Source organism: Methylobacterium sp. CM6247 (genome assembly GCF_054817925.1).
The window spans coordinates 4680630-4705429 of sequence record NZ_JBTXKX010000003.1 but is presented as its reverse complement, the minus strand read 5'-3'; the positions used below and the strand labels follow the sequence as shown (position 1 = coordinate 4705429).

21 protein-coding genes, 1 pseudogene and 1 riboswitch are annotated in these 24800 nt (G+C 65.3%); of the genes and pseudogenes, 14 read left to right on the top strand and 8 right to left on the bottom strand.

The genetic code is table 11. The annotated features are described in order from the left end of the window. The first annotated feature begins 11 nt into the window (after positions 1–11). From ACYQOP_RS23335 to ACYQOP_RS23325, 3 genes are all read left to right on the top strand, one after another. Positions 12–1550 carry a DUF1800 domain-containing protein gene (locus ACYQOP_RS23335; protein ID WP_461224423.1) on the top strand — a complete coding sequence of 513 codons (1539 nt, stop codon included), beginning with the start codon at positions 12–14 and terminating at the stop codon, positions 1548–1550. A gap of 4 nt (positions 1551–1554) precedes the next feature. Next, positions 1555–2778 (top strand): DUF1501 domain-containing protein, encoded by a 1224-nt coding sequence (locus ACYQOP_RS23330; RefSeq protein WP_461224421.1) that lies wholly within the window; start codon positions 1555–1557, stop codon positions 2776–2778. 240 nt (positions 2779–3018) lie between these two features. After that, positions 3019–4353, top strand: a complete 1335-nt coding sequence (locus ACYQOP_RS23325; protein ID WP_461224419.1) for an IS1182 family transposase — start codon at positions 3019–3021, stop codon at positions 4351–4353. A 92-nt stretch (positions 4354–4445) separates the two neighbouring features. On the opposite strand, the pseudogene ACYQOP_RS23320 reads toward ACYQOP_RS23325, so the two are convergent. The 3 genes and pseudogenes from ACYQOP_RS23320 to ACYQOP_RS23310 all read right to left on the bottom strand — a co-directional run bounded on the left by ACYQOP_RS23320 (position 4446) and on the right by ACYQOP_RS23310 (position 7054). Continuing rightward, positions 4446–5097 (bottom strand): annotated as a pseudogene (locus tag ACYQOP_RS23320) (helix-turn-helix domain-containing protein). A gap of 162 nt (positions 5098–5259) precedes the next feature. Beyond that, on the bottom strand, positions 5260–5676 hold the full coding sequence (locus tag ACYQOP_RS23315; RefSeq protein ID WP_461224417.1) for a DUF1036 domain-containing protein: 417 nt from the start codon (positions 5674–5676) through the stop codon (positions 5260–5262). A gap of 49 nt (positions 5677–5725) precedes the next feature. Then, on the bottom strand, positions 5726–7054 hold the full coding sequence (locus ACYQOP_RS23310; protein ID WP_461224415.1) for a glycerate kinase type-2 family protein: 1329 nt from the start codon (positions 7052–7054) through the stop codon (positions 5726–5728). A gap of 205 nt (positions 7055–7259) precedes the next feature. On the opposite strand from ACYQOP_RS23310, the gene ACYQOP_RS23305 reads away from it, so the two are divergent. Next, positions 7260–8006: an N-formylglutamate amidohydrolase gene (locus tag ACYQOP_RS23305; RefSeq protein ID WP_461224413.1), complete on the top strand. Its 747-nt coding sequence runs from the start codon at positions 7260–7262 to the stop codon at positions 8004–8006. A gap of 84 nt (positions 8007–8090) precedes the next feature. Here the strand turns inward: ACYQOP_RS23305 and ACYQOP_RS23300 are convergent, their stop codons facing one another. Then, a complete protein-coding gene (locus ACYQOP_RS23300; RefSeq protein WP_056429196.1) occupies positions 8091–8363 on the bottom strand; it encodes a hypothetical protein in 273 nt (90 codons plus the stop codon). 335 nt (positions 8364–8698) lie between these two features. Here ACYQOP_RS23300 and ACYQOP_RS23295 point away from each other — a divergent pair, with 335 nt between their 5' ends. After that, positions 8699–9007 carry a DUF1244 domain-containing protein gene (locus ACYQOP_RS23295; protein ID WP_056429233.1) on the top strand — a complete coding sequence of 103 codons (309 nt, stop codon included), beginning with the start codon at positions 8699–8701 and terminating at the stop codon, positions 9005–9007. An 82-nt stretch (positions 9008–9089) separates the two neighbouring features. Continuing rightward, entirely contained in the window at positions 9090–9356 is a 267-nt protein-coding gene (locus ACYQOP_RS23290; RefSeq protein WP_018044356.1) for a DUF2312 domain-containing protein, read from the top strand. A 227-nt stretch (positions 9357–9583) separates the two neighbouring features. Here the strand turns inward: ACYQOP_RS23290 and ACYQOP_RS23285 are convergent, their stop codons facing one another. The 4 genes from ACYQOP_RS23285 to ACYQOP_RS23270 all read right to left on the bottom strand — a co-directional run bounded on the left by ACYQOP_RS23285 (position 9584) and on the right by ACYQOP_RS23270 (position 16682). Continuing rightward, entirely contained in the window at positions 9584–10924 is a 1341-nt protein-coding gene (locus ACYQOP_RS23285; protein ID WP_461224410.1) for a voltage-gated chloride channel family protein, read from the bottom strand. 24 nt (positions 10925–10948) lie between these two features. Then, a riboswitch (Fluoride riboswitch) is annotated at positions 10949–11019 on the bottom strand. Between the two features lie 122 nt (positions 11020–11141). Further along, complete coding sequence (locus ACYQOP_RS23280; protein WP_461224408.1) at positions 11142–12710, bottom strand: DUF882 domain-containing protein; 1569 nt, start codon at positions 12708–12710, stop codon at positions 11142–11144. A 188-nt stretch (positions 12711–12898) separates the two neighbouring features. Continuing rightward, complete coding sequence (locus ACYQOP_RS23275; RefSeq protein WP_461224406.1) at positions 12899–15007, bottom strand: L,D-transpeptidase family protein; 2109 nt, start codon at positions 15005–15007, stop codon at positions 12899–12901. Positions 15008–15188: 181 nt separating this feature from the next. After that, a complete protein-coding gene (locus ACYQOP_RS23270; RefSeq protein WP_461224404.1) occupies positions 15189–16682 on the bottom strand; it encodes a sigma-54-dependent transcriptional regulator in 1494 nt (497 codons plus the stop codon). Between the two features lie 340 nt (positions 16683–17022). On the opposite strand from ACYQOP_RS23270, the gene ACYQOP_RS23265 reads away from it, so the two are divergent. From ACYQOP_RS23265 to ACYQOP_RS23230, 8 genes are all read left to right on the top strand, one after another. After that, the gene (locus ACYQOP_RS23265) at positions 17023–18864 is read left to right on the top strand and encodes a M3 family oligoendopeptidase (protein ID WP_461225440.1); all 1842 of its coding nucleotides are present in this window, start codon (positions 17023–17025) and stop codon (positions 18862–18864) included. A gap of 59 nt (positions 18865–18923) precedes the next feature. Then, positions 18924–19148, top strand: a complete 225-nt coding sequence (locus tag ACYQOP_RS23260; RefSeq protein WP_056429206.1) for an AbrB/MazE/SpoVT family DNA-binding domain-containing protein — start codon at positions 18924–18926, stop codon at positions 19146–19148. Further along, entirely contained in the window at positions 19145–19531 is a 387-nt protein-coding gene (locus ACYQOP_RS23255) for a type II toxin-antitoxin system death-on-curing family toxin (protein WP_461224402.1), read from the top strand. The genes ACYQOP_RS23260 and ACYQOP_RS23255 overlap by 4 nt, the downstream gene beginning before the upstream one ends. Positions 19532–19638: 107 nt before the next feature. Then, positions 19639–21003, top strand: coding sequence for an ABC1 kinase family protein (locus ACYQOP_RS23250; protein ID WP_461224400.1), 1365 nt, complete (start codon positions 19639–19641; stop codon positions 21001–21003). Between the two features lie 300 nt (positions 21004–21303). Next, positions 21304–21597 (top strand): aa3-type cytochrome c oxidase subunit IV, encoded by a 294-nt coding sequence (locus tag ACYQOP_RS23245; protein WP_056429210.1) that lies wholly within the window; start codon positions 21304–21306, stop codon positions 21595–21597. A gap of 94 nt (positions 21598–21691) precedes the next feature. Further along, on the top strand, positions 21692–22834 hold the full coding sequence (locus ACYQOP_RS23240; protein WP_207412112.1) for a Re/Si-specific NAD(P)(+) transhydrogenase subunit alpha: 1143 nt from the start codon (positions 21692–21694) through the stop codon (positions 22832–22834). A 17-nt stretch (positions 22835–22851) separates the two neighbouring features. After that, positions 22852–23292 carry a proton-translocating transhydrogenase family protein gene (locus ACYQOP_RS23235; RefSeq protein ID WP_056429213.1) on the top strand — a complete coding sequence of 147 codons (441 nt, stop codon included), beginning with the start codon at positions 22852–22854 and terminating at the stop codon, positions 23290–23292. A 4-nt stretch (positions 23293–23296) separates the two neighbouring features. Further along, positions 23297–24697, top strand: coding sequence for an NAD(P)(+) transhydrogenase (Re/Si-specific) subunit beta (locus ACYQOP_RS23230; protein WP_056429217.1), 1401 nt, complete (start codon positions 23297–23299; stop codon positions 24695–24697). The last annotated feature ends 103 nt before the right edge of the window (positions 24698–24800 follow it).

Here is a 24800-nt window from a genome sequence, read left to right as displayed (position 1 = left end):
TCATCAGTTTTGTGAACGCCGAACGGCTTGAGGTCCAGGCCGTTCAAATGGTAATTAATACGCCAATGGAAACGCCGCATCCCTTTCTCGTTGCAACCGGACGCTTCGGTCTCGGCATGCGAACCGCATCTGGGAGGGTCGGCAAGGATCCAAGGGGCGAAATCGAAGCCTCGCTATCCTCTCCAGCGCTTCCTGATTACGGTCGGGACCTAAAAAGTTCGGTGGAACAGCTTCAGACAATGCAGCGGCGGCGCAGTGCCGTCGCCGCAATTATAGCAGACAAAGTCTCGGCTAGTCGGAAGGATGATGGCAATAATCATACGATGTCGTCCAGGGAGCCGCCCTTGGAAACAATGGGGTCGCCGACGATGGGCGGCTCCCAAGGGCTGGACGGGTCCAATGGAATGAGGCCTAGTTCCAGTGCACGCGAAATCACCGCCTCGGGGGTACCCAGAACGGTTCCACGCTCCAACGAACTCGACGCTTGGCTCTTATCGACCCTAGAAAATCCAGCTCCTTTTAAGGAACGACTCGCTCTCTACTGGAGCAATCATTTCACGGTTTCCGCCGTCAAGGCTAAGGTCGGGCTTACAGTTGGTCCCTATCAGCGCGAGGCGATTAGACCTCATGTCTTGGGCTCATTCCAAGCCCTCCTGTTGGCAGCGATCACCCATCCCGCGATGCTCTTTTATCTCGATAATGATATTTCGATTGGTCCGAACTCGGATATTGGGAAAAGGAAGCGATCAGGACTGAACGAAAATCTCGCGCGAGAAGTCCTCGAGCTTCATACTCTCGGAACGCAAGGCGGATACACTCAGGCCGATGTCACTGCCTTCGCCGCCGTCTTGACGGGATGGCAGGTCGAGCTCAGGCTAGACAATGAGCACTGCGGCCGTACTTTCTTCGATCCACGCCGACACGAGCCTGGGGCAAAGCGCCTTCTCGGTAAGACGTATCCGGACATCGGCGAAGGGCAACTGCTTGCGGTTGTCCGTGATCTCGCAGCAAACCCTGCAACCGCTCGCCATGTAGCGACACGTTTTGCTGGAGCCTTTGTATCGTCACCGCCACCTTTTGCTCTAGTGGAATCCCTCGAGCGCAGTTTTCTTTCAACTGATGGGGATTTGACTGCACTGGCCTTAACGCTGGTGCGCAGTGACGCTGCGTGGTCTATTCCATTGCGGAAGCTCCGGCCGCCGATCGAATTCATGGCTGCAACGACGAACCTTCTTGGCGTAGTTCCCCGTCGCCCCCGACCTGATCTCACCTTGGTCGCCATGGGGCAGCCGTTCCTTACCGCTCCCTCCCCAAAAGGTTGGCCCGAGGATGATGATGGCTGGGCGACTTCAGATGGCATTAAGACTCGCCTCGATTGGACTCAGGAAGTCGCTTCGCGCCATGCAAAAGATGTGGATATCAAGTCGCTCGTCAACGACACGTTGATCGCTCTTCTTAGCGACGAAACGCGCACGGAAATCATGCGAGCTGAGACCCGAGAGCAGGCCCTGACGATACTTCTAATGAGCCCCGATTTTCAGAGGAGATAAGTCAATGTCCGGAGCTCTGACGAACCGGCGCCGCCTGCTCCAGCTCACCGGCGCGACGCTTTTTGCCTCGCCCTTTATTCCAAAGGCATGGGCAGCCGGTGCTGATGAGAGGCGGTTGTTGGTTGTCATCCTGCGGGGAGGCCTTGATGGCCTAGGAGCGGTGATGCCAATCGGCGATCCAAACTTTGCTACTCTGCGCTCGGATTTCCAGAGTCCTAGGCTCTCGGTATCACCAAAACTGGATGGGATGTTCAGTCTTAATCCAGCACTGACAAATCTCGCGCGCATGTACGACAAGAAGCAAGCGCTGGTGTTTCACGCTATTGCCACTCCTTACCGTGCACGCTCGCATTTCGATGCACAGGAAGTCCTTGAAAATGGTATGCCCAAATCGGGAACTGGCGTCGATACTGGATGGCTCAACCGTGCACTAGCTGAGATGCATGTCGTCAAGGGCGCTCAGATCAAGCCACGCCCTGGACTTGCGATCGCTGCTACAGCGCCGCTCATCTTAAGGGGCAAGGCCCCTGTTGAGAGTTGGCAGCCGCAAATACTTAATTATGCCGAGAAGGATACTGTAGAACGTCTGATGGCCCTATACGATGCTCGCGACAGGACCTTAAGCCGAGCTCTGCGCGAGGGTGCCCGCGTCGATGCCTTTCTAAGTGACATTCCTGCCATGCGCGAGGGGACTAAGAATGCTGCTTCCGTAGGTGGATTTTCCGAAGCTGCTAGGGCGGCGGCCCGCTTGATGGCAGCCCCCGAAGGGCCGAGGATCGCCGTGATGAACTTTGACGGTTGGGACACTCATATGATGGAATCGCCCTACGAAGGGCGCCTAGCCAAGAATCTGGCAGCCCTCGATCAAGGCATTGCAGCCCTGGAACAATCTCTTGGCACTGCTTGGGCGAGTACGACAGTACTGATAGTAACCGAGTTTGGGCGAACCGTGTACGTCAATGGTTCGCGCGGGACGGATCACGGCAATGGCGGTGTCGCGCTGCTCGTCGGCGGTCAGGTAAATGGAGGACGAGTAATCGCTGATTGGCCTGGTCTTTCTGAGAAAAATTTACTTGATGCACGTGATTTGATGCCAACAATTGATTTACGAAGTATATTGAAGGGAATCTTAGTGGCCCAGCTTGATCTGAACGATAATCAGTTAAGCAATATAGTTTTTCCTGGCAGTGGGCACATAAGACCAATGAAAGATCTAATTAAGGCGTGACGAATCATAAAATGGTATGCAAATTGATATTTTCGGTGAGGATTAGCACTTAGTTGGGCTGATGTTCGGCAATGAAATATTGGCTTGTCCGATTCGGCGGCCGAGATCCGAAGTAATTGCATCGTCGGCGGTGTGACGATGGCAGGTAACCTTGCTCTCTGGTCTGCACTCGTTTTGAAGCTAGGAGCCCGTCCGAGTAATGCTCTCGACGGCGTGGTCAGTGGGTGATTCACTTGGCCGATGGCCAAGGTGTTTCGCGCGTGGGATGTTGATCAGGGTTGGCTTTTGCCGCCCTCGCTGCACGAGTTCGTGCCGCCCGGGCACATGGCACACTTCGTACGCGACACAGTGCGGGAAGCGCTCGACCTCTCGGCCATCCTCGACACCTACCGCGAGGAGCGCGGCTACCCGCCCTACCATCCGGGTATGATGGTGGCGCTCCTTCTCTACGGCTACAGCCGGAGCCTGTACTCGTCGCGTCAACTCGCCAGGGCCTGCGAGGAGCGGGTCGACGTCATGGCGGTGACCGGGCTGAACCGGCCGGACTTTCGCACCATCGCCGACTTCCGCAAGCGCCACCTCGTGGCCTTGTCCGACCTGTTCGTGCAGGTGCTGCGCCTGTGCCGGGCGGCTGGTTTGGTCCAGTTCGCCCACGTCGCGGTGGACGGCACCAAGGTGAAGGCCAACGCCTCCCGCCACAAGGCGATGAGCTACGGACGCATGAAGACAGCCGAGCCGGCGCTGGCCGCCGAGGTCGATGCCTGGCTGGAGCAGGCGCGTGCGGCGGACGCGGCCGAGGATGAGGCGCAAGGCGCGACCCGGCGTGGGGACGAGACGCCGGACTGGATGGCCGACAAGCAGCGACGGCTGGAGACGATCCGCGCCGCCAAGGCCGCGCTGGAGGCGGAAGCGGTCGCTCCGCCCGACCCCGAGGACGAGAGCGGGCCGGGCGCGTCCTCGGGTATGCGCTGGCATGGTCGGCCCCTGCGCGGTGAGAACGGCGGTCCGCCAGATCGGGCGCAGCGCAACTTCACCGACCCAGACAGCCGGATCCTGCCCGCGCGCGACGGGTTCGTACAGGGCTACAACGGCCAGATCGCCGTCGATGCCGGGCATCAGATCATCGTGGCGCACCGCCTCGTAACGAACGCCGCCGATGCCCGCGCCCTCGTGCCGCTCATCGATGACATTCGCGCTCATCTCGGGCGCAAGCCCTGCGAGGTCTCGGGCGATGCAGGCTTTGCCAACGAGGCGAACCTGGCCGCGCTGAAGGAGCGGCGGATCACCGCTTATCTGGCTCCGGGTCGGGCGCGTCACGGCGAGGCGGATGCGTCCGGGCGTCGAAAGCTGACGAAGACGCCCCTGATGCGCGCGATGGCCGCGCGGCTGAAGCGAGCGGGCCGCCGAAGCCGCTACCGCCTCAGGAAGCAGGTCGTCGAGCCGGTGTTCGGGCAGATCAAGCAGGCCAGAGGCTTCCGCCAGTTCCTGCTCCGCGGGCTCGTTCAGGTCCGGGGCGAATGGGCGATGATCTGCACCGCCCACAACCTCCTGAAGCTGGCCAAGGCCGGGCACTGAGCCCAAAGCCCACGGTAACCCCCGTCCGGATCTCGACGATGAGCCTCCCACCCGAACTCGTTACGCGGACGGGCTCCCAGAGCCGTGCCCGCTCAGCTTGGCGAATAGGCATCATATCGAGCGTCGGTGAAATAGTTGCGGCATTCGTGCGGTCGGAAGGCGGCGAACTCGTTCTCAATGGCGATTGTCGAGTCGTCAGCGATTCGCGCTGCGGCGGCCCGAAGGAGGGCTTTCATTTTGGCTAAGGCCTGCTCGATGGGGTTAGAATCTGGACTATAGGGCAGGAGGTATAGTATCCGTCCGCATACCACCTAGATGGCCTTGCGCACCCCGGCGACTTTGTGGGCGTTCAGGCAGCTTTCACATCCGGCCGCTCCTGCTCGGCCGCGTAGACAACCTCTTTTTACAGGTTATTCTATGCCGGGCGAAGAGGCTTGACAGGCTACTCGTGCTTGCTCGGACGCTGCGGTCCCGGAGCCTGTTGCAGAGTTCCCGCAGGAAGGAGAGCGGGTGTTCTTCGTAGGTCCGAAGGCCTAAGGCATCCTGTACTTCCAGTCGCCGCAAGTTAAGGTCGCCGCCCATCGGCTTGGGCGCGATCCGTCCCTCCCGCCGAAAACGCTCCTGCCAGCGGATCGCATTGGTAACTCCGACGCCGAAGTGTTCGGTAGCCTGAGGCTGCGATGCGCCTGCTTCAATCGCGGCTGCGACACGCTTACGCAAATCGACCGAAAGCGCTGAAGGCACGGCTTTTGACCCTCATAAGCCCGTCCAGTGAATCACACACGAGCCAGACCGCTTACCCCAAACAATGCAACCCGTCAGGGTACAGCTCTAGCAAAAGCTAAGATTTGATGACGAATTTATTGTGCTCCAGGCCAGCGTGATTAGAGATAAGAGGTTGCCTTGCTATTGCCCCGCACTTGGTGGTTGGCTCGGATCCGTGAGCTGGATCGTCCAGCTTTTCTGCTCGCCGGTATCGACCTCATAGAAGCCGTTGCGATCGAACCCGCGGGCAAGGCAATCCTCGACGCCGTGGATCGTGAACTCGGCGTCCTTGGTGCACATCAACGAGCGACCGTTCCATTCTCCGCCGCGAGTATAGTCCACGGCGAACACGTAATAGAATCTCGAGGCGAGCGCCCCACGCAGCAGGGTCTCGCAGCCCTTGGGGGCCACGTCCCACCAGCCTTCCGTCACCCACCCCTGGCCGTCGCGATATCCCAGCGCGATGCCGACCTTGCTCCCGGTTTGGTTGCACATACGGAGGTCCGCCTGGGCCGGCAAGGGCCGGGCGACGAGGCTGGCAAGAACGAGGCCGGCCAAGACCGCCCCTCGCCCGCCAATGGGGGAGGGGCGGCGACAGCTCACGTCGTCAACCGACGAGAATGATACGGCAATCATTGACATTGGTGCGTGTGGGACCCGGTTGAACGAGGTCGCCGATCGTGGCGAAGAACTTCGTCGAATCATTGTCCGCCAGCATGGCAGCCGGGTCGAGGCCGGCGGCGCGGGCGCGCTCCAGCGTGGTCGGGTCGACAAGCCCGCCGGCTGGATCGGTGGCCGCGCCACGTCCGCCATCGGTCCCGTCGGTATCGGCGGCGATGCCGAGGATGCCGGATTCGCCATCGAGGCCGATCGCGAGGGCGAGAGCGTATTCCTGGTTCGGGCCTCCATGGCCCTCGCCGACGATGGTCACGGTGAGTTCGCCGCCAGAGATGATCGCCACCTTGCGGCCGGCCGCCTTCATCTCCTTGGCGAGGGCGGCGTGTTCCGCCGCGACCTCACGGGCTTCTCCCTCCACGTCGGGGCCGAGCATCACGACCTCGTAGCCGGCGCGCTTCGCGGCCTCCGCCGCCGCATCCAGGGCGTCGATGGGACGGGCGATGATGCGGTATTCGGCGCGGGCGAAGGAGGGGTCGCCCGCCTTCGGCGTCTCGTTGGCCGGGTCGTTGAGGAGCGCCTTGGCGGTCTCCGGCAGGGGAATGTTGCGGCGCTCGCAGATCTCGCGCGCGTCGGCGAGCGTCGAGGGGTCGGGCACGGTCGGGCCCGAGGCGATCACCGCCGGATCGTCATGCGGCACGTCGGAAATCGCCAGCGTCAGGATCGAGCGCGCGTTGCGGGCCATCATGGCCAGCCGGCCGCCCTTGATCCGGGACAGGTGCTTGCGCACCGCGTTGATCTCGTTGATCGGCGCGCCGGAACGCAGGAGCGCCTTGGTGATCGCCTGTTTCTCGCCGAGAGTGAGGTCGCCGGCCGGCGCGATCCAATTCGCCGATCCGCCGCCCGAAAGCAGCACGAGCACATCGTCCTCCGGTCCGGCATCGGCGGCGATCTTCAGGGCGTCGATGGTGGCATCGATGCCGGCCTGGTCCGGCACCGGATGTCCGGCCTCGACCATTCGGATCATCGGGGCTTCTTCGCCGTAGCCGTGGCGCGCTACCGCCAGACCGACGATGCGGCTCTCGTCGACGCCGTGCTGCTCCCGGTAGAACCGGCTCGCGACCGCGGCCATGCTTCCGCCGGCCTTGCCGGCACCGAGGATGATCAGCCGACCCGTGCCGGGGGCGGGCAGATGCGGCACCAGGCAGCGGGAGGGATGCGCGGCGGCGATCGCCTCGTCGAGGAAGCCGAGAAGCAGGCCGCGAGCGGCGTCGTGGGACGAAGGGGAGGGAGCGGGCGAAGTGTGTGAAGGCGCGGTCATGGCGTGTCCGTGTCTCATCAAGGTCCGATCGCGCGGGCCGGATTGCTTGTCCGCCGGATTATTGCCGTGGCGGCGCGATCGCCTATACGTGCTGTGCCCGAGCCCTGCCGCCTCGGCAAGCGTGCGATGACCCGACCGGCGGCGTGTTTCATGCCTGAAGAGGGGGATTTCCTCCCGATCGGCCCCGAAGGACCGTGCCCGCCTCATGTTTCCGCCGCATCCCGTCGAGACGATTCCCGGCGATCCCGCCTCGGGACTCCTCCTTATCTGCGAGCATGCCTCGAATCACGTTCCGGAGGATCTGGCGCAGCTCGGGGTGCCCGAGCGGGAATTCGCGCGCCACATCGCCTACGATATCGGCGCGGCCGAGGTCACCCGGCGCCTCGCGGCGCATCTCGGCGTGCCGGCCATCCTCACGCGGTTCTCACGCCTGGTCATCGATCCCAACCGGGGGCGGGAGGACCCGACGCTGGTCATGCGTCTGTCGGACGGCGCCGTGGTGCCGGGCAATGCCAGGATCGACGAAGCCGGAAAGGAGGAGCGCATCCGGCGCTTCTATGTGCCCTTCGACGAAGCAGTGGATACGGCCGTCGCGCAGGCCACGGAGGTAGGCGTGCCGCCCTCCATCGTCACGATGCACAGTTTCACGGCCTCATGGCGCGGCACCATGCGGCCCTGGCATGTGGGCATCCTGTGGGACAGGGACGACCGCATGAGCGCGCCCCTCATCGCCGGGCTGCGCGCCGACCCGGCCGGGCTGACGGTGGGCGACAACGAGCCTTATGGCGGCGGCCTGCCGGGCGACACGATCGATCGCCACGCCATCGCACGCGGCCTTCCCAACGCCCTCGTGGAGATCCGACAGGATCTCATCGCCCTGGAGCCGGGCCAGATCGAATGGGCGGCGCGTTTCGCCAAGCTCCTCCGACCGCTGATGCCGAAAGCCGGCTGACCGTCATTTAGTGATAAACAGAGAGCACATACGAAAGCGGCGGGGCTCAGGCCCCGCCGCTTTCGTCATTCCGTCAGCCTCTGTTTAGCGGGGGCCGCCCGAGGTGCGGCCGTACTGCCAGACCGGGAAGCTGTTCTGCTCGGCGTTGCCTTCCTGGGCGGAATCGACGCTGCGGCGGCTGACGACCGACCCGGTGGTCAAGTCGTCATCGGCGACGACCTGACGGCCTGCACTGCCGGGAGCCGCATAGGCCGAGATACCGGCGGGCGCATTATAGCTCTGAGCGAGAGCAGGCGAAGCAACGACGCCGAGGCTCAAAGCAACAGCGGCGACGGCGGAAGCGAGACGAGTGTTCATGACTAGATCCTATTGAATGTCGCGGTCTCCGTCAGAGGGCGGTGGGCCGTGAGTTCTTGTGTAGCCCCGATGTAGGACGAACCCCGCCGCAACGTCGTGCGGTTTGGCACCTTCATGCGCGAGACGCCGTGCGAGCGGTAATTTGAGGCTTTGCGATGCGTCAGACGCAAGAGAGCGAAGAGAAATGTCCGACGCCTCCCGCATTCTCGCGGGAGGTCGTGCGCGCAGGAACGCCGGGATCACCATGCGCCCGAAAACGGGACCGCGCGTCAGCGATGGTATATCCTCGCGCGAAAGCGGTGACCGCCCGCGAGCCGAAGGACGAGGAAACAGCCATGACCGAAATCGACACCGCCACGCAGACCGAATTGGAAGCCGCGGTGTTCCGCCGCCTCGTGGCGCATCTGCAGACGCGCAGCGACGTCCAGAATATCGACCTCATGAACATGGCCGGCTTCTGCCGCAACTGCCTGTCGAACTGGATGAAGGACGCCGCCGACGAGCGCGGCCTGGGCCTCAGCAAGGACGAGACTCGCGAGCGCGTCTACGGAATGCCCTACGAGGAATGGAAGCGGCTGAACCAGGCCGAGGCCACGCCCGAGCAACAGTCGGCCTTCTCGAAGGCGCAAGCCGAGCCGCACTAAGCTTCCGGTAAGCGTGATCGCTTAACCAGCCTCCTCCGGCGCATCCCACCCGATGCGCGTCAGATCAGGAATTGAGACGCTCATGGCCGCTTCCGCCGCACCCGCCGTCGATGCCTCCTCGGTTGCCGCCGACCAGCTCAAGAGCTTCATCGAGCGCATCGAGCGCCTGGAGGAGGAAAAGGCCGGCCTCGCCGGCGATATCAAGGACGTCTATGCCGAAGCCAAAGGCACCGGTTTCGACGTGAAGGCCCTGCGCAAGATCATCTCCCTGCGCAAGAAGGACCATGCCGAGCGGCAGGAGGAAGAAGCCATCCTGGAGCTCTACATGCAGGCCCTCGGCATGGTGTAGCCCGACATCGCGCGGCGCTCCATCGAGGCCGAAGGCGGCCGTCTTCCCCTGACCGACTGGGCGGAAGACGGGTCGAGCTGATGCTGACCGTGCTCACGCCACGTCGCACTGAGCCCGGCGGGCTCGCCTCCGCGCGGCGGCACGGACAGGCGTGCGACACGGCAGACCCACTTCGTCACGACACGAGCCGAGGACCGGGCGGGAGGTGCTCGGTGCCTCCCGCCGCTTCAGAGCCGGGTCCGTTCGCCGCGCAGGGTGGCCCCGGCCTCGACGGCCCCACCCTTGGAGACGGCGATGCGCTGCGACAGGTAGATGCCGCGATGGCCCGAACAGGCATAGGCGGTGAAACACGCGACCGCGATGGCGACGCCGTGTGTCGCCCCGAACAGTTCGATCCCCATCAGCGTACAGGCAAGGGGGGTGTTAGCCGCTCCCGCGAAAACCGCCACGAAACCGAGAGCCGCCATCAGGTCGAGGGGTGCCCCCATCAGGCCACCCAGCGCATTGCCGAGGGCGGCGCCGATGAAGAAGAGTGGTGTGACTTCCCCACCCTTGAAGCCCGAGGCCAGAGTGACGACGGTGAAGAGGATCTTCCAGGCCCAGGACCAGGGATGGACCTCCGGCCCGAAGAAGCTCGCGATGCTCAGGCCTCCCGGATCCGGCGCCGTGACGCCGAGGCCGAGATAGTCACGGGTGCCCAGCGCATAGACGAGGCCGATCACGGCCATTCCACCCAGGACGGGGCGCAGGGGTCCGTAGGGAATCAAGCGCTTCAGCCAGCCGCCGAGGAGGTGGTTGGCTTCCGCGAAGACGAGCGCCACGAGCCCGAAGGCGATGCCGGCGACCGCCGCCTTGGCCAGCAGGCTCGGATCGAGGGCGATCGGGCCGGTCACGTCCGCGAGATAGGCGATGCGAAAGAGGGAATGATGGATGCCCCAGGCCTGGCAGGCCCAATCGCCGATGACAGACGCCAGCAGGCAGGGAATGAGCGCGCCATATTCCACCCGGCCGATCGCCAGGACTTCAAGAGCGAAGACGGCTCCGGCGATAGGGGTGCCGAACACCGCCCCGAACCCTGCGGCCACGCCTGCCATAAGCACGATGCGGGTGGCCGCCGGATCGAGCTTCGCCAGCCGCCCGATGCCGCTGGCGAGGCTGCCGCCGAGTTGCACCGCCGTACCCTCCCGCCCGGCCGAGCCGCCGAAGAGGTGTGTGACCACGGTGCCGAGAAAGATCAGCGGTGCCATGCGCAGGGGAACGCCGCCCCCGGGCTCATGAATCTGATCGACGATGAGGTTGTTGCCGCCCTCCACGCTGCGCCCGACACGGTGGTAGAGCAGGCCGATGGCGAAGCCCCCGACAGGCAGCAGGAACAGCAGCCATGGATGCGAGAACCGGGCTTTCGTCGCGACGTCGAGACTCCAGAGAAACGCTGCGCAAAGCGTACCGACGACGGCCGCCAGCGGCACGAGGATCACCGCCCAGCGTGCGAACGCCACGACCCAAGCCGCGCATCGCCTCGTGGCGCGCTTGAGCCCGGCAATCCGATCTTTGAGGAAGGCGAGCATGGCTCCACCGTCTTGCTGAATGGCAAAAGGGTAGGAATCATCAGCCCTTGTGGCGGTTCGGCTTACGCCCGGCAGAATCCATTGCCAGGGCCTTCGTGTCCCGTGGCCGGCAGCGCGTCAAGCCGGGGCGGCTCCCCGTACCCAACGATGCGCAGCCCATCACCGCCGCCCCGGTTTCGGCATCGACGCTGGTGGGCGACCCTCGCCGTCGCGACGTTCAGCGACCGGCAGCCACAGCGCGGGTGGACGATCCGGTGAAGCGCGCGGCGGTGAGGTCGTCGCCGGGGCTACGTCCCGAGAAACGGCTGCGCACGCCGCTTTCCGCCTGAGCGACGAAGCCGGCCGGCGCGGCATCGGTGCGAGCACGCGACGGGGCGACATGAACGGGCGAGGCGCGGCTAGCCGGCGCGGTCGAAGCTGCGGCCACCTCGAACAAGGCGCGCAATTGCGTCTTCGCGTCGGCATCGGCCGGCACGGGCCGGGCCAGGCGGGCGGGTGCGGCAGGAACGGTCGGCGTCGCGGCCATCCCGGTGGGGCCGAGGCTCGCCACCTGGATGGAAGGCCGCGGCGGCGGCAGAGGCATGGTGAGCGCAGCGGTGACGGCGGCGAGTTCCGAGGGCCGGCGTGGCGGCAGCGGCACGTCGATCAGGCTCGATTCTGCATCGGCGGCAGCGGTCGGTTTGGCGACCTCCTGGGTGAGGAGGCTCTGCGCATCGCGTTCGTCACGGCGCAGAAGAGCACCTTTGAGGGCATCGGACGCGGCCGGGGCGGCGTAAGCCAGAGCCTCGCGCGTGCCGGACTGGTCGTCCGGATCGGCGCTGGCCACGAGAACGGTGGGCTTTGCCCGAGCCCGCGCCGGAGCTTCGGGCGGCGGCGCAGGGGTCTTGGAGCCGCCACCGAAGAGGCTGGCGAAGAAGCCCTTGATGCTCGGGCCGTCATCCTCCTCCACCGTCGCGACCTGGGTCACGCCGAGCACGGTGCCGCCACGGGCCAGCACCTCGGCACGGGCAAGCTCGTAGCCCGGCAGAGGCCGGTTGTCGGCGGGCAGGTGCACGGTCTTGCCGTCGGGGAACAGGCGCGCCAGCTGGTCATGGCTCATGCGCGGCCAGGAACGGACCGACCCGACATCGAGATGGACGAAGGGAGAGCCGGCATGGGGATACCAGCCGACACCGCCGCGCTGCATCCGCATGCCCACCGCGCGAAGCTGGTCGATGGAGACATCCGGCAGGTAGAAATCCATCGCCTTGCCGAGCATGTGCTGGCTGAACTCGGCCACGGCGCGCGACCGGCGGCGCAGCATGGCGTTGGTGCCCGGTGACCGATAGGCCGAGACCACGGTGATCGGCTCCTGCGAGCCTACCGACCGGTAGGCCTCCCACACCGTGTCGAACAGGCGCGGGTCCATCTTGGTGGGCTCGTCCATGCGCCAGTCGCGCAGCATCCAGTTGAGCTGTTCCAGCGCGGCCCGGTCGTAGCGCCCGTCACGTTTGAACGTGATCGTGGCGCTCTCTTTCGTATGGGTATGGTAGATCGAGAGGGTGCGGGTATCGCCATTGGCGACCGCATCCTGCGTCCCCCGCGTGCCCGCGCCGAGCGCCAGGGCGATGCCCGACGCCACGATGATCGCACGGCGTAGGCGAGGATGGGAACAGGCGTTGCGGAGATAGACGAGCAGGCGCGAGGCAGGCTGGGTGGATCGATCGGCCGGCTGGGCCTCTTCTCGTAGCGAACTGCCCACGATCGTCCTCACCTCTGCCAGACCGCGCGTTGTCGCGCGGATCATGGTGAACGCAAGGTTGCCGAAAACCGTAAATGGACGGTTATCGGGTCCTCAGCCATTCGCCGGTCTCCAAAACGGCTAGGTTTGAACCGTGGCGAAATCGTGCCGGCGCGCCGGCACGATCACGACGCCGCAAGAGCGGCATCACACATTCTGGCTCGCGTGACATTCACGCAACAAGAGGAGGCGCGCTACCACCAGCCGCGGGAGACCGGGGCCGGGGCAGGGGCTGGGGGGGCTCCCCATGGATCGACGCCTGCGGCTTCGGCGGACCGGGAGGCGCGGACGGGAGCGGCTCCGGCTGACACGGCGGGGCGGGACACCGTACGGCGAGCCTCTGTCGACGGCGCACTCGCACCCGGTGCCAATGGCGCCGGTCGCGCCGCGACCTTGGCCGGAGGCTTTGCGGGTGCCTTGGTCGGAGCTTTGGCGACGAGCAGGCTTCCCGGCGCGAGGCCGAGCGCGATCTTCATACGCGCGTCGTGGCCGTAGAGATCGGAATAGGTGCGCAAAGCCCCGTGATCGTCCGCCGCGAGGGTGAAATACGCGAGATGGACCGGCAGCTTCTCCGGCAGGCGGATGGTGCGCTCGCCCTTGCCGATGAGCTTCTTCAAGCGCTCGCTCGACCAGGCTTCAGGAAGCACCGAATCGGCGAAACGGAAGGGATCGTCCACGCGCACGCAGCCATGGCTCATCGCCCGCTGGGAGGCGGAGAACAGTGAGCGGTTGGGGGTGTCGTGCAGGTAGACGGCATGGTTGTTGGGAAACAGGAACTTGATGAAGCCGAGCGCATTCCGCTCGCCCGGCGGCTGGCGCACGGAGATGTTGCCGTTGCGATAAACGACCTCGTAGCCGCGACGAGCCGCGTAATTCGGGTCGCGGGCCAGGGCGGGCAGGAACTCGTTCTTCAGGATCGAGGGCGGCACGTTCCAGGATGGGTTGACGACGGCGTATTCCATCATCCCCGAAAAGACCGGCGTTGGCGTCTCGGTCTTACCGACGATGACGCGGGTCTCGTCGCGCACCGACCCATTGCGGATCACGCGCAGGCGAAATTCGGGAATGTTGACCAGTACGTAGTCGCGTCCGAGGTCGCTCGGCAGCCAGCGCCAGCGCTCCATGTTGACGAGAACCGTCGATTCCTCGTCGCTCGCGCGTGCAGACGGCTCGGACCGGCCGAGGGCGGCGACGGTCTGTTGCGTCAGCGTACCGGTGGCCGGCAGACCACGGCCCCGCTGAAACTTCGCCACCGCGGCGGACACGGCCCCGTCGAACGCATCTGGCTCGCCCGACGCGGCGTCGAGGGTACCGGCGGTGCGGGTCGGCAGACCGAAATGCCTGCGCAGGGCAGGGACACGGGGATCGTGCATCCCAACCTTCAGGACTGGTCCGGCGGGAATCGACACGGGCGACGTCGCCATGGGCGCGCCGTGAAGATTGCGCAGGCTGGCGAGCCGGGCTTTCAGGGCGAGGTAGCCGGCCTGCGCCGGGTTGTAGCCCTGCAGCGCGGCACCGGCCTGCGGGCCGGCGCTGGCGACGCGCGCCAGAACCGCATCCGCTCCGGGAATGTCGAGGGTGGGCGTGATCAGGCGCGAGACGGCGGCCAGATTGACGCGCGCGCCGCGCGCATCCTTGGCGTAGAGCACGATGGCGGCCGAGAGTTTCAGCTCGATCTCGGCGGTCTGGGCCTCGGTCAGTCCCTGCGTGCCGATGACCGGTACCGGATAGGCCTGAACGTTGAGACCATCCTCGGCCGCGAGGGCGAGCCGCGACGTGGCGGCCTTGGCGGCAGCCGTGAAGGCTCCATCGACCACCCAGACCGGCTTGAAGGCGCCGAGCCCGTAGAAGGCCTGCATCGCCTCCCGGTCCTTCGTGCTCAGGCGGGCGAGAAGCGGGGCCGGATCGGCGAGACGAGCGGCCAGGGCCGCCCCCATCGGATCGGTCGGCACCGGAGCGGCGGCCACCGCGGCGGCGGGCTCGGAGCCCGTTTCAGCCTTCGAGGGTGAATCCTCGACGCTTCTGGTCTCCGACGCGCCTTCCCGGGTGGCATCGGACGGGACTTGCGCGGAATCTCCCGCCACGGCGGCCTCTGCCGGGTTGGGGGAGGGGGATACGGGCGAGGAGATCGCCCCGGTCGCCGCCGTATCGCCCTGTCCCTGATCGGATGAGACCGAGGGCGTGGCGGCGCTCTGCACCACGGACGGAGTCTGGTCGAGCCGAGGCTCGGCCCTTGCCGCGTAGCCGACACAACCGACCATGAGGGCGGCCAGTGCGACGGAGGCGGAGCGCGAAGCGCCCATGATGAAACTCCCGGGACCGGCCGTATCGGCCGTGTTTGCGGTCAAACAATCGCTGCTTGCGCAACCGCTTGCAACGGCGCGCGGGCAACAGTGGAGGCTTGCCGGGATCTCCCGGCCCGAAACGCAGTGCCTTGACGCACATCCCGGCCAGACGGGCCGCGACGGAAACGCTGCCCCAGTCTCAGGCGGCGGCTTCGTCGCTCTTCTCGTCGTCGTCGAGACCGAGATCCTTCAGCTTGCGATAGAGCGTCGACCGGCCGATGCCGAGGCGCCTCGACACTTCCGACATGCGGCCCCGGTAATATTGCAGAGCGTAGCGGATGATCTCCGCCTCCAGCTCGTCCATCGGCTTCATCTCGCCGGTCTCCTCGGTGACGAGGGTCATCGCATGGGGGTCGCGGACTTCGACGCGGACGATTTCGCGCACCGGCTCGGGCATGCCGGCCTGAACCATGGGCTGGACCGGGGCGGCCGGAATGCGCACGTCGAACCCTTCCACCTGCGCGGCGATCTGCGGGAACTCGGACACGGTGAGCTCGTCGCTATCGGCGAGCACCACGGCGCGGAACAGGGCGTTCTCGAGCTGGCGGACATTGCCGGGCCACCCGTAGCGGCAGAGCAGCGACATGGCCTCCGGCGTGATCGCACGGACGCGCTTTCCTTCCTCGGCCGCGAAGCGCGCACAGAACGAGCGCACCAGGTCCGGGATGTCCTCGCGGCGCGCCCGGAGCGGAGGCAGGGTCATCGGGAAAACGTTGAGGCGGTAATACAGGTCCTCGCGGAAGCGACCCTGCTTGACGAGGTCGAGGAGCGAACGGTTCGTGGCCGAGATCAGCCGGATGTCGATCCGAACGCTGCGCTTGGCGCCCACCGGATCGACTTCGCCCTCCTGCAGCGCGCGCAGGAGCTTCACCTGGGCATCGAGCGGCAACTCGCCGATCTCGTCGAGGAACAGCGTTCCGCCCGAGGCTTCGACGAACTTGCCCATATGACGCTCGGTCGCGCCCGTGAACGCGCCCTTCTCGTGCCCGAACAGGGTCGATTCCACGAGATTGTCGGGGATCGCCCCGCAATTGACCGTGACGAAAGCCTTGCCGCGCCGATCGCCCGACCCCTGGATCGCACGGGCCAGAACTTCCTTGCCGACGCCGGACTCGCCCTCGATGAGGACCGGGATGTTGGACTTAGCCGAACGCTCGGCCAGCCGGATCACACGCTCCATGTCGGGACTGCGCGAGGACAGGTCCTTGAAGGTGAGCGAGCCGGAGGCGCGGCGCCGCATGCGACGCACCTCTTCTTCCAGCCGATCGACCTTGAGCGCGTTCTTGATCGACACCTGAAGCCGCTCGGCACCGGCCGGCTTCACCACGAAATCGGTGGCGCCGGCCCGCATGGCGTTGACGACGGCGTCGATGGAGCCGTTGGACGTCTGGACGATGACGGGCGTGTCGAGGCCCGATTGGCGCATCTGGGCCATGACGGCGAGACCGTCGAGCCCGCCTGGCATCACCAGATCGAGGAGCACGACGTCGATAGGCTCGCCGGACCGCAACACGGACAGCCCGTCCTCACCGCTCTCGGCGACCTTCACTTCGAAACCGAGGCGACGCACCATCGCTTCGGCGAGCCGGCGCTGGACGGGATCGTCGTCGACGATGAGGACCGTTGTCGACATGCGGAAAGCCTCGACCGTGTGCTGTGAAAGGTGATCGCCCCCAGGATATCGCCCTGCGAACCAGCCACCGGTGTTTCGTTTCGATCCGTAGGGTGAGCGAAGAGCGTAAAGCTGTGCTTAACGACGATCCCACTTTCTTTCCTGATGGTCCACTCCCCGGGCGGGTTGGGCCGGCGGAGGCTCTGCCGGAGATTCGTTGCGGCGGAATGCACCGACTCGGTTGATCACGCGGCCCTGGCGCTCGATATCAACCCCGACGGCGCGGGAACGCCGCTTCAGGATCAAAGTCACCATGTCGAGCCGAGCCGTCGTTCATGCCAGCCTGCCCAGCGCCGCCCGGATGCCGGCCGGCCAACGATCGGAAGGGACCAACGTCGCGAGGGCTGCCGCTCTTGCTCTCGACCTCGGCTCGCTTCCCGAATGGGATCTGAGCGACCTCTATTCCGGAATCGATTCGCCGGACTTCCGTAGCGACATCGCGCGGGCGGAGCACGAATGCAGTGACTTCTCGGAGCGGTGGAGCGGCGTCATCGCCGAGATCGCCGCGGGGCCCGATGCGTCCTCGCGGCTCGCCGAGGCGGTAGCCGCCTATGAGGCGATCGAGGACCGCCTCGGCCGCCTGATGTCATTCGCCGGCCTCGTCTATTCGGGCGACACCACGGACGAGCGGCGCCAGAAGTTCTACGGTGACACTCAGGAACGCCTGACCACGGCCTCGGGCCACCTCCTGTTCTTCGCCCTGGAGATCAACCGCGTCGACGACACCCTGATGGACGCCGCCATGGCGGAAGGCCCCCTGGCGCATTACCGCCCCTGGGTCGAGGATCTGCGCCGCGAGAAGCCGTTCCAACTCGACGACCGCACCGAGAAGCTGTTTCTCGAGAAGTCGGTGACCGGACGTTCTGCCTGGAACCGGCTGTTCGATGGCACGATCGCGTCCCTGCGCTTCCCCCTCCAGGGCGAGATGCTCACCCTGGAGCCGACGCTCAACAAGCTGCAGGACCCGGACGGGGCGGTGCGGAAGGAAGCGGCCGTGGCCCTGGGCGACGTGTTCCGCGCCAATCTGCGGACCTTCGCCCTCATCACCAACACCCTGGCCAAGGACAAGGAGATTTCCGACCGCTGGCGCGGGTTCAAGGATGTGGCCGACGACCGCCACTTGTCGAACCGGGTCGAACCCGAGGTGGTGGCGGCCATGGTGGACGCCGTGCAGGCCGCCTATCCACGCCTCTCGCACCGCTATTACAAGCTGAAGGCGAAGTGGTTCGGCGTCGACGTCCTGCCCTATTGGGACCGCAACGCACCGCTGCCGCGAGTGGAGCAGCGCACGATTCCCTGGGCCGAAGCGCGCGACATGGTGCTCGACGCCTACGGGGCCTTCTCACCGCGCATGGCGGACATCGCCAAGACCTTCTTCGACCGCCGCTGGATCGATGCGCCGACACGTCCGGGCAAGGCACCGGGCGCGTTCGCTCATCCCACCGTGCCCTCGGCGCATCCCTATGTGCTGGTGAATTACCAGGGCAAGCCGCGGGACGTGATGACCCTCGCGCACGAACTCGGCCACGGGGTGCATCAGGTTCTGGCCTCGCGCAACGGGGCGCTGATGGCACCGACGCCGCTGACGCTGGCCGAGACCGCGAGCGTGTTCGGCGAGATGCTGACGTTCCGGCGCCTGCTCGCCTCCACGACCGACACGGTCCAGCGCAGGGCCATGCTGGCGGCCAAGGTCGAGGACATGATCAACACGGTCGTGCGCCAGATCGCGTTCTATCTCTTCGAGCGGAAGGTCCATCTCGCCCGCGCCGAGGGAGAACTCACGGCCGAGCAGATCAACGGCCTCTGGATGTCGGTGCAGGCCGAGAGCTTCGGCCCGGCGATCTCGCTCGATGCCGGCTACGAGCCGTTCTGGGCGTATATTCCGCACTTCATCCACTCGCCGTTCTACGTCTACGCCTACGCATTCGGCGATTGCCTCGTGAACTCGCTCTATGGCGTCTACGCCAAGGCGGAGGAAGGCTTCGTCGACCGCTACTTCGCGCTGCTCTCCGCCGGTGGGTCGAAGCCCTACGGTGAGCTCCTGGCCCCCTTCGGCCTCAACGCCAGCGACCCCGCCTTCTGGCAGATCGGCCTCAACATGATCGAGGGGATGATCGTCGAGTTGGAAGCGATGGAGGGATAGGAGCCTTTGCGCTGCGGTCTTTCCGTTGTACAGAACGTACAACGGAAAGACGAATTGCCATGAAGCTCGAGGTAAAAAAGATCGGAAATTCCACTGGGCTCATCCTGCCACGGGAATTGATCACCAAGCTCAATCTGCGGCAGGGCCAGTGGCTCCACATCACCGAGATGCCCGATGGTGGAGTGCGGCTGACCCCCTACGATCCTGATTTCGACAAGGCGATGGCGATCGTCGACGACATCATGGAGGAGTATAAGGATACCTTGCGGGCGCTGGCGCAGTGACCGAGCCCCGTTGGCTGACCTCTGAAGAGGTCAAAGTCGCCCACGAGCGCCAGCTCGTCCGGTTTGGTGGTCCTCCTGGTCTCAGAGACGAGAACGCACTCGAATCCGCTTTGGCGCGGCCTGTGAATCGCTGGCGGTACGAAGACGGCGATTTAGCGTTACTGGCTGCGGCCTATGCATTCGGTCTCGCGCGCAATCATGCCTTCATCGATGGCAACAAGCGCATCGCCTTCGTGGCGATGACATTGTTCCTACGGCTCAACCACGTTGCTTTCCGCCCGGATCAGGCCGAGGCGACTCGAATGATTTTCGGTCTCGCCGCGAGCGAGATCGACGAGGACGGCCTCACGCGCTGGATCCGCGACAACTGGCCAACGACGTAGCCCCTTCCGCGACGCAAGTTCCGCGACCCATGGGCCCATGGCCCTGGTACCCTTCGGGAAGGAGCCTATCTCGTGGTGACACTCCTTCGTCGCGCAGAATGGATTCGATGGCCGATCACGACAACGAAGCCAACCGCTTCTCGGCGCGCGCCAGCCGCTATGCCCGGGTGGGTGCGAATGTGGGCGGCGTCGCCGCGCGCATGGCCGGCGCCAAATTCTTCGGTAAGGGCGAGACCCCGACCAACGCGGCGGCGTTGGCGCAGGCCCTCGGCGGGCTGAAGGGTCCGATCATGAAGGTGGCGCAGCTGCTCGCCACCGTGCCGGATCTGCTGCCACCGGAATACGCGACCGAGCTACAGAAACTGCAATCCGACGCGCCGCCCATGGGAGCGGCCTTCGTCAAGCGCCGGATGTTGGCCGAGCTCGGACCCGATTGGCAGAAAAGGTTCGGTTCCTTCGATCTCAGGCCCGCCGCCGCCGCCTCCCTCGGCCAGGTCCATCGCGCGACCGGCCTGGATGGGACACCCTTCGCCTGCAAGCTTCAGTATCCCGACATGCAATCGGCCGTGGAGGCCGATCTGAAGCAGTTGGAAATCGCCTTCGCCCTCCATCGCCGCCTCAGCTCGTGGCTCGATACCCGCGAGATTGCCAAGGAGATCGGCGCCCGAGTCAGGGAGGAACTTGATTACGAGCGCGAGGCGAAACATGCCGCCCTCTACGGGGCGGTATTGCAGGATATCGCGGATGTGAGGGTGCCGGCGATCCACACGGATCTTTCGACGAAGCGCCTCCTCACCCTGGGCTGGCTCGAGGGGGACAGGATCCTCGACTTCACCGAGGAGCCGATCGAGATCCGCAACCGCCTCGCGCAGGCGATGTTCAAGGCGTGGTGGCACCCTTTCAGCCGAGCCGCCGTCATCCATGGCGACCCGCATCTCGGCAATTATACTGTGTTCTCGGAGGACGGTGAGGCGCGCGGCATCAATCTTCTGGATTACGGCTGCGTTCGCATCTTCCACCCCCGATTCGTGGGTGGGGTGGTCGATCTCTATCGCGGTCTTCTCGAAGACGACAACGCCCGGATCGTCCACGCCTACGAGGTCTGGGGGTTCAAGAACCTCACCAAGGAGCTGATCGAGATCCTTAACATCTGGGCGCGGTTCATCTACGGCCCAATTCTGGAGGACCGCACGAGGACCGTGGCCGATGGGGTCAAGCCCGGAGAATACGGGCGGCGGCAGGCCTTCGAGGTGCACCAAGCCCTGAAGCAGCGCGGCCCCGTGACGGTGCCACAGGAATTCGTCTTCATGGACCGGGCGGCGGTGGGGCTCGGCGCAGTGTTCCTGCACCTGCGTTCGGAGCTGAATTACCATCGGCTATTCGAGGCCGAGATCGAGCGCTTCTCTCTCGAGACCCTGACCGAGCGGCAGGGCACGGCCCTGATGGCGGCAGGCCTTCCGCTTCCGGTCTAGGTAGATCGCGAAGCGGCTTTCAGCGAACCCGCCTTCGAACACCGGCGATCCGTCGAAGACCGGGCGGGTCCGCTTCGGCCCGTTCCCACGAGTCATGTTCGCCACCGGGAAGCACCGAAGGGCGGGCACGACCGCCTGCGGGTAAGCTCGCCCATGACAGGCGGGGATGAACTGTCATTCCATTGGATAAATCCCGCTTCCCATATTTTCGCCAGTCGGTATCTCGATTGCGAGCGATCGAGGCTTGCGCTAAATCCGCTTGGAACCAATCAAGATGATGACCAAGGGGACGAGCGCAAGATGGCTGATGCGAAGAGCGTGACCGGCGTGCATTACAGCCCGGCGATGGACGAGAAGACCCACGAACAGACCTATCGCGGCTTTGTCCGGTTTGTGGAAATCGGCACGGGCGTGGTGATCTGCTGGGTGCTCGCCCTGGCCGTGGGCGGTATTCACGAGGCCTGGCTCACCGCCATCTTCGGTGTTCTCCTGTCGGGAGCCGCCGGCGCCGTGGGTGCATTCGTACCCAGCATCGGCTGGAAGGCACCGTTCGCGGTGGCGCTCCTGCTGGCGCTGTACCTCTTCTTCGCGTGACGTAGCCCAGGATCGCTGGTATACCAGCGATCCGCGGCTCTATATTCCTGCTAAGCCGCGGCAATCGAGCATGATTGCCGAAGGAGGTCTTTGAATGCGCATCGCTGTCCTGACAGAGTCGGATCCCGCTGAGCCGCGGGTGGCGGCGGTGCCCGATACGATCAAGAAATTCAGAGGACTCGGCGTCGACGTCACGGTCCAGTCCGGCGCGGGCCTGAAGGCCGGTGTTCCGGACGCGGAATACGAAGCGGTGGGCGCCAGCATCGCCGCCACGGCCGAGGAGACGGCGAAGGACGCCGATCTCGTCCTGAAGGTCAGGCGTCCCAGCGAGGACGAGCTGAAGCTTCTGAAGAGCGGCGCCACCGTCGTCGCCATCATGGATCCCTACGGGAACGAGACCGCGCTGCAGGCCATGGCGGATGCCGGCATCAGCGCTTTCTCGATGGAGCTGATGCCCCGCATCACCCGCGCCCAGGTGATGGACGTCCTGTCCTCCCAAGCCAATCTCGCGGGCTACCGCGCCGTGGTCGATGGCGCCGCCGAGTACGGGCGCGCCATGCCGATGATGATGACCGCCGCCGGCACTGTGCCGGCCGCCCGCGTCTTCGTCATGGGTGTCGGTGTCGCCGGTCTCCAGGCCATCGCCACCGCGAGGCGCATGGGAGCGGTAGTGACGGCCACGGATGTGCGGCCCGCCACCAAGGAACAGGTCGAATCCCTCGGGGCCAAGTTCGTGGCCGTGGAGGACGACGAGTTCAAGCAGGCCGAGACGTCCGGTGGCTATGCCAAGGAAATGTCTGCCGAATACCAGAAGAAGCAGGCCGAGCTCGTGGCGACGCATATCGCCAAGCAGGACATCGTCATCACGACGGCGCTGATCCCCGGTCGGCCGGCCCCGAAGCTCGTGTCGGAATCCATGGTCGCGTCCATGAAGCCGGGTTCGGTGCTCATCGACCTCGCCGTCGAGCGCGGCGGCAACGTCGCCGGTGCCGAGGCGGGCGAGATCGTCACCACCGAGAACGGCGTCAAGATCGTGGGCCACGTGAACGTCGCCGGCCGCCTCGCGGCCACGGCGTCCAGCCTCTACGCCAGAAACCTGTTCGCGTTCGTCGAGACACTGATCGACAAGGAAGCCAAGGCCCTCGCCATCAAATGGGATGACGAGCTCGTGAAGGCGACGAACCTCACCCGGGACGGACAGGTAGTCCACCCCGCCTTCCAGCCCAAAGCAGCCTGATCCCGGCGGAGAGACAGATGGCCACCCTTCCCCCCGAACAGGCCGCCGAGCAGGCACGCGCCGCCGCTGCCGCCGCCCGCGCCTCCGCCGACCAGGCGCAGAGCATCGCCGACAGCCTCAGCCAAGGCCTCAGCCATGGCATCTCCGTCGTCACCCATGGCGCGGTCGATCCCACCGTCTTCCAGCTCGCGATCTTCGTGCTCGCGATCTTCGTCGGCTACTACGTGGTGTGGTCGGTGACCCCGGCGCTCCACACCCCCCTGATGTCGGTCACCAACGCGATCTCCTCGGTCATCATCGTCGGCGCGCTGCTGGCGGCGGGCGTACCGTTGATCGAGAAGGGAACCGGCTGGGCTCGCTTCTTCGGCTTCGTGGGCATCGTGCTCGCCAGCGTCAACATCTTCGGCGGGTTCCTGGTCACACAGCGCATGCTCGCCATGTACAAGAAGAAGGCTTGAGACGATGTCCCAGAACGTCTCCGCCCTTCTCTACATCGTCTCCGGCGTCCTGTTCATCATGGCGCTGCGGGGGCTCTCGCACCCGACCACGTCGCGGCAGGGTAACCTGTACGGCATGGTCGGCATGGGCCTCGCGGTCCTGACCACCCTGGTCGGCCATCCGCCGGCCGGATTCGGCGCCTGGATCATCGTCCTCCTCGGCCTCGCCATCGGCGGCGGCGCGGGCGCGGTGATCGCCAAGCGGGTGCCGATGACCGCCATGCCTCAGCTCGTGGCCGCCTTCCACTCCCTCGTGGGTCTCGCCGCCGTGGCGGGAGCGGCCGGCACGCTCTACGCTCCGCAGGCAGTCGGCATCCTCGAGAACGGCCATATCCATAAGGAATCGCTGTTCGAGATGGCACTCGGCGTCGCCATCGGGGCGATCACCTTCACCGGTTCGGTCATCGCCTTCGCCAAGCTCGACGGACGCATGTCCGGCAAGCCGATCATGCTACCGCAGCGGCACGCGATCAACATCGCCCTGGGCATCGCCCTGGTCGGCCTGATCGCCGTGTTCATCGGCACCGAGAGCAAGGCGATCTTCTGGCTGATCGTGGTGCTGTCCTTCGTGCTCGGCGGACTGCTGATCATCCCGATCGGCGGCGCGGACATGCCCGTCGTCGTGTCGATGCTCAATTCCTATTCGGGTTGGGCGGCGGCCGGCATCGGCTTCACCCTGGGCAACCTCGCGCTCATCATCACCGGCGCCCTCGTCGGCTCCTCCGGTGCGATCCTGTCCTACATCATGTGCAAGGCGATGAACCGCTCGTTCATCTCCGTGATCCTCGGCGGCTTCGGCGGCGACGCCGCTGCGGCCGGTGCGGGTGGCGCTGTCGAGACGCGCCCCGTGAAGCAGGGATCGGCCGACGATGCGGCCTACATCATGAAGAATGCCGAGCGCGTCATCATCGTCCCCGGCTACGGCATGGCGGTGGCGCAGGCCCAGCACTCGCTCCGCGAGATGGTGGACCTGCTCAAGAAGGAAGGCGTCGACGTGAAATACGCCATCCACCCGGTCGCCGGACGCATGCCCGGGCACATGAACGTGCTGCTGGCGGAAGCCAATGTGCCCTACGACGAGGTCCACGAGCTCGAGGACATCAACGGCGACTTCCCCCAGGCGGACGTGGCCTTCGTCATCGGCGCCAACGACGTCACCAACCCGGCCGCCAAGACCGACAAGACCTCGCCGATCTACGGCATGCCGATCCTCGACGTGGAGAAGGCCAAGACGGTCCTCTTCATCAAGCGCGGAATGGGCTCCGGCTATGCCGGCGTGGAGAACGAGGTCTTCTTCCGCGACAACACCATGATGCTCTTCGGCGACGCCAAGAAGGTCGTGGACTCGATCGTCAAGAACCTTTGAGCGACGTGGGGCGGCACTCCGCCCCGTCAGTCTCGCCTGCGAAGGGTCGGCGCCATGCGCCGGCCCTTTTCTCGTCTGGGTAAGAGCGAGTTCCAGTCTTGCC